This is a genomic window from Oryzobacter faecalis (genome assembly GCF_046764005.1).
GTDB classification, from domain to species: domain Bacteria; phylum Actinomycetota; class Actinomycetes; order Actinomycetales; family Dermatophilaceae; genus Oryzobacter; species Oryzobacter faecalis.
In genome coordinates, this window is the sequence record NZ_JBKOFW010000019.1 from 1 (window position 1) to 4349 (window position 4349).

Below are 4349 nucleotides of genomic sequence, written 5' to 3' on the forward strand. Positions count from 1 at the left end.
ACTACGCTGCCCAACACCCCTCCCCGGCGATCGCCGAGGAAGGACACCTGACTCTCCACTGAACCCGGGGCGGTTCAGGACGAGACCAGGGACGTGATGTCCCGGGTGAGGGCGGCGACCTCGGCGTCGATGGCGATGACTCGCTCGAGGCGGCGCCGGGTGAGGACGGCGCGGACACTGTCGTCCCCGCTGAGCAGCGCCAACACCTCCCGCACGCGGCTACGGGTGGTCAGGGTCGGGACGCGGTGCTGGTACCCGGGACACAGTCCGGTCAGGTCGGCGTGGACCCGGCAGACCAGGGCTCCGCGCTCGGTCACGAGGTCCTCGCGGTAGTCCAGCAGCGCGCGCAGGTCCGCGGCCGGGCCGATGGTCAGCTTCACCGGTGGCAGCTTCTCCTCGCGGGCGGTGATCCGGGCGATGGCCAGCGCGTCGACCGGGTCGGTTTTGCCCTTGCCGACCTGGCCGTGGCGTTCCCTCGAGGTCATCAGCGAGGGGACCTCGACCACGGCGACGTCGGGGGAGTGGCCCCACTTGACGGCGAGGTGGACCGCGACGGCGCGACCGAACGCGCCCGAGCCTTCGATCCCGATCCGGGTGACGCGGTGGCGGGTGAACAGCTCGGCCAGCACGGTGAACCCTTGCTCGGTGTTGGGTACCTCGCAGCCGGCGCGCTGCCTGCCGGCGGCGTCGATCACGGCGACGGCCAGCGTGTCCTTGTGGGTGTCGATCCCGGCGAACATCAGCTCCTCCAGTCCCTGCAGTTGGTGACCGTGGGGCCGGTGCGCGCATGCATCTCGTGGGACCAAACCCTCGCCTCTATTGGGCGTCAGCACCGACCGCTGAACGCCACCGGGAGGCAACCACTCCAGGGCCTCACCGCCGAAGCGGTGGGCAGCAAAAGGTCGGGCCTTCCCGGTGGCGTCACGGGCCGTGACAAGTCGTCACAACGAAACATCCAACCCGAGATGCATGAGGTGTGTGTCAGTTTTCGTAGTGGGTCTCGCAGCGCGGTCGGTCAGGGCGGAAGAGGAGGGCGCGATCGACGTCGGGACGTACGTCACGTGCGGGCAGGGCGGAAGGGTCGCCTCTTGCCATACGGGCGAGCGATGTCGGCGAGATTCGTCAGCGAGGACTGCGAAAGTGCCTCAGAGCGAGGAGGCCAGCCACCCCTGCGCGCGCTCGGCAGCGGCGCCGTGGCGTTCGTCGAGGTGGCCGAGCCGTTTGGCGATCACCCGGGGATCGACGAGCCCGGCGTCGATGAGTGCGGCGACGAAGTTGGTGTCCTTCTCGCGGAGGGCGACGAGCTTGGCAACGCAGAGGTCGTGGCGCTCGAGACACCAGCCGGTGAAGCGTGGCTGGCCGCCGATGGCAGCGGTGTTGTCGCTCTGAACCTTGACGAGGCGGTCTCGCCATCCGTCGGGGAGGGCCGCGGTGACCAGGCTGACGCCGTCGATGCTGAAGCCGTGCATCTCCTCAAATGGGGACCACTCGCCGGCAACGCCCTCGATCTGGTCGGCGAGTGCGGCAGTCGTATCTTCGTCGGCGGCGATGGGGAGGATGTCGACCTCGAGCGACATGGTCGCGGCTGCGGGCAGGCGATCCTCGGTGAGCGACCCGAGGATGGCCTGGGAGCCCACGACGATGACTTCCTCGGCGCCGATGATCTGGCAGGCGGTGCGGATCGCGTGCTCGAGCTGGTCGCGGCGCATCAGAGGGTCGCCAGCACCTTGAGGCGGTCCTGCTCCCCGAGGAGGCCGCCCAGTGGCGAGACCTCACGCATCTCGATGCTGTCGCGGTCGAGGCCGTTGAGGGTGCGGCGGATTCCCGGTACGTCGCGATCGTGGACCAGGCGAGTCCAGCGCTCGAGGTTGCGGGTGTGTGGCTGACCCGTGATGCGCGTGCGGAGGTGCTCGAGTCGCGACTCGATGTGAGGGATCCAGTCCTCCAGGGTCTGCGGAGACAGATCGAGTGAGAGCTGCTGGTGCAGTCTCCACGAGCGACGCTCGGAGCGCGTGAGCTCAGGCTGGACGGTTCGACGGGTGACCTCGAGGCGACGGCCCATGCACTCCAGGAGCCGGTCGAGCATCTCGTCGCTGAGCTCGGTGCGACCGGACACGTATTGACTGATGCTCGGCTGGTGCACCCCGCTGAGTCGGGACAAGCGGGACTGGGTGGTGCCGGTCTCTGACATCACCTCGCCAAGGAGTTCTCCACGCGTAGCCATCGAGGATTGAGTATAGCAATTCCTACTATGAGTCGTTCGACTGCTTGGGGCGGTTTCGGGGGAGCCCCCGGTGGCGGTCTCACCCCGTCGCCCCTCAAGTGTGTTGGGCGCAATGTGCAGGGCACCTCCGCGTCGTTATCCGGTTGTTACCTCTCAAGCTTAGGCGACGCATTGCGCAACGCGTTGCGCCGCGGTCCACTGCCTGTCATGCCCAATCGGGATGAGCCGAGGTCGGCGCTCTCGGGCGGGGCCACGACAGCAACAAAGGAGTTGGAAGCATGTTGATTGAGAGAAGCCGGCTGGCTGTGGGCGCGGGCGCTCTTGTCACGGTCGTCGCTCTTGCCGCCTGTTCGTCCGGCAACGTCTCCTCGGGAGACGGATCTGGGGCGGCCGGCGGCAACGTCACCCTCAACCTGGCCACCGTGAACAACGGCCAGATGAAGGACATGGAGAAGCTCAAGACCGAGTACGAGAACGCGAACCCCGGGACCAAGGTCAACTTCCAGGTCATGGAGGAGGGCGACCTGCGCTCTGCCGTGACCGCGGACGTCGCGAGCGGGGCCGGTCAGTACGACATCGTCACCATCGGGGCGTACGAGACCCCTCAGTGGGGCAAGAACGGCTGGCTCGTGGACCTCACGCCGGATCTGTCGAAGGACAGCTCCTACGACGTGGACGACATCCTCCCCCCGGTCCGTGACGTCAACACGTACGAGGGCAAGCTGTTCGCGGTTCCGTTCTACGGCGAGTCCTCGATCCTCATGTACAACAAGGAGTCCGCCAAGGCTGCTGGGGTGACTTTCTCCGAGAACCCCACGTGGCAGGAGGTTGCCGACGCGGCCAAGAAGATGAACTCGCCCAAGCAGTCCGGGATCTGCATGCGCGGCAAGCCGGGCTGGGGCGACCTGTTCGGTCCCTTGACCACGGTCGTGCAGACCTTCGGCGGCGCCTGGTACGACGACAAGTGGAACGCCACGGTCAACACCCCGGAGTGGAAGGAGGCCGTCACCTTCTACAAGACGATGCTCGACGAGTCGGGTCAGAAGGACCCGGTGTCGTACTCGTTCAACGAGTGCCTCACCGCCCTGAAGGAGGGCAAGGCCGCGATGTGGGCCGACGCCTCCGTCGCCGCGTCGATGCTCGAGGCGTCCGACTCGCCGGTCAAGGGGAAGATGGGCTACGCCCACATGCCCGTGAACAAGACCAAGGAGTCGGGCTGGCTGTGGAGCTGGAACCTCGCGGTCCCGGCCTCGACGAAGAACAAGGACGCCGCGATCAAGTTCGTCAAGTGGGCGACGAGCAAGGAGTACCACCAGCTCGTCGGCGAGAAGATCGGCTGGAGCAACGTCCCGCCGGGTGCCCGCACCTCGACGTACGAGATCCCGGAGTACAAGGAGGCCGCGGCGGCGTATGCGCCGCTCACGCTCGAGGTCATGAGCGCGGTCAACCCGAAGCAGCCCGGACTGACGCCACAGTCATGGGTCGGCATCCAGTACGTCTCGATCCCCGAGTACCAGGACGTCGGCAACCAGTGCGCCCAGCTGATCGCCGACTACATCGCCAACCGCACCTCGGTCGACGACGCGCTCTCGAAGTGCCAGTCGCTCGCGGAGGCGGCCGGAGCGAAGCAGAAGGGCTGAGCCCGCTAGACCGCCCAAGGTCCCCTGCTCCGACCCAGCCGCGCCCGCCGGTATGGGTTGGGTCGGAGCAGGCACCTGACTGCTGGACGCAGCGACTCTGGAGCAGGCGCGGCCGAAGGACACGTGCCGCCAGCACCTGACACGGGGATTCCGGTCCCCGGTCGACCGGGGACAGGGCCGCACGACGCACCGCACAAGGGAGTGCGCATGACCACCACCGAGCTCGACCAGGTCGAGGCGAGGACGGCGACCGACAAGCGCCGGATCAACCGCAAGGACGCGTGGACCAGCCGTGGGCTGCTCCTGCCGGCCGTGATCTTCCTCGTCCTCCTGACCCAGGTCCCGTTCCTCGTCACCATCGGCTTCTCGCTGATGAGGTGGAACCTGCTCTACCCCGACGATCGGGGATTCACCGGGCTGGACAACTTCAAGACCGCGCTGACGTCGGGGAACCTGTGGCCCTCGATCGTGGCGACGGTGCTCAT

General features: G+C 67.2%; 4 protein-coding genes and 1 pseudogene. 2 read left to right on the forward strand and 3 right to left on the reverse strand.

The genetic code is table 11. The features are described from left to right. Window positions 1-74: 74 nt before the first annotated feature. The 3 genes from ACK8HX_RS17700 to ACK8HX_RS17710 form a co-directional block, all read right to left on the reverse strand. The gene (locus ACK8HX_RS17700; RefSeq protein WP_411942038.1) at window positions 75-740 is read right to left on the reverse strand and encodes an IS110 family transposase; all 666 of its coding nucleotides are present in this window, start codon (window positions 738-740) and stop codon (window positions 75-77) included. A 405-nt stretch (window positions 741-1145) separates the two neighbouring features. Beyond that, window positions 1146-1709, reverse strand: coding sequence for a DUF6036 family nucleotidyltransferase (locus tag ACK8HX_RS17705; protein WP_411942039.1), 564 nt, complete (start codon window positions 1707-1709; stop codon window positions 1146-1148). Further along, window positions 1709-2224, reverse strand: a complete 516-nt coding sequence (locus tag ACK8HX_RS17710) for a helix-turn-helix domain-containing protein (protein WP_411942040.1) — start codon at window positions 2222-2224, stop codon at window positions 1709-1711. The genes ACK8HX_RS17705 and ACK8HX_RS17710 overlap by 1 nt, the downstream gene beginning before the upstream one ends. Before the next feature lie 278 nt (window positions 2225-2502). On the opposite strand from ACK8HX_RS17710, the gene ACK8HX_RS17715 reads away from it, so the two are divergent. After that, window positions 2503-3864 carry an ABC transporter substrate-binding protein gene (locus ACK8HX_RS17715; RefSeq protein ID WP_411942041.1) on the forward strand — a complete coding sequence of 454 codons (1362 nt, stop codon included), beginning with the start codon at window positions 2503-2505 and terminating at the stop codon, window positions 3862-3864. Between the two features lie 207 nt (window positions 3865-4071). Continuing rightward, window positions 4072-4349, forward strand: a pseudogene (locus ACK8HX_RS17720) (sugar ABC transporter permease); the annotation flags it as partial.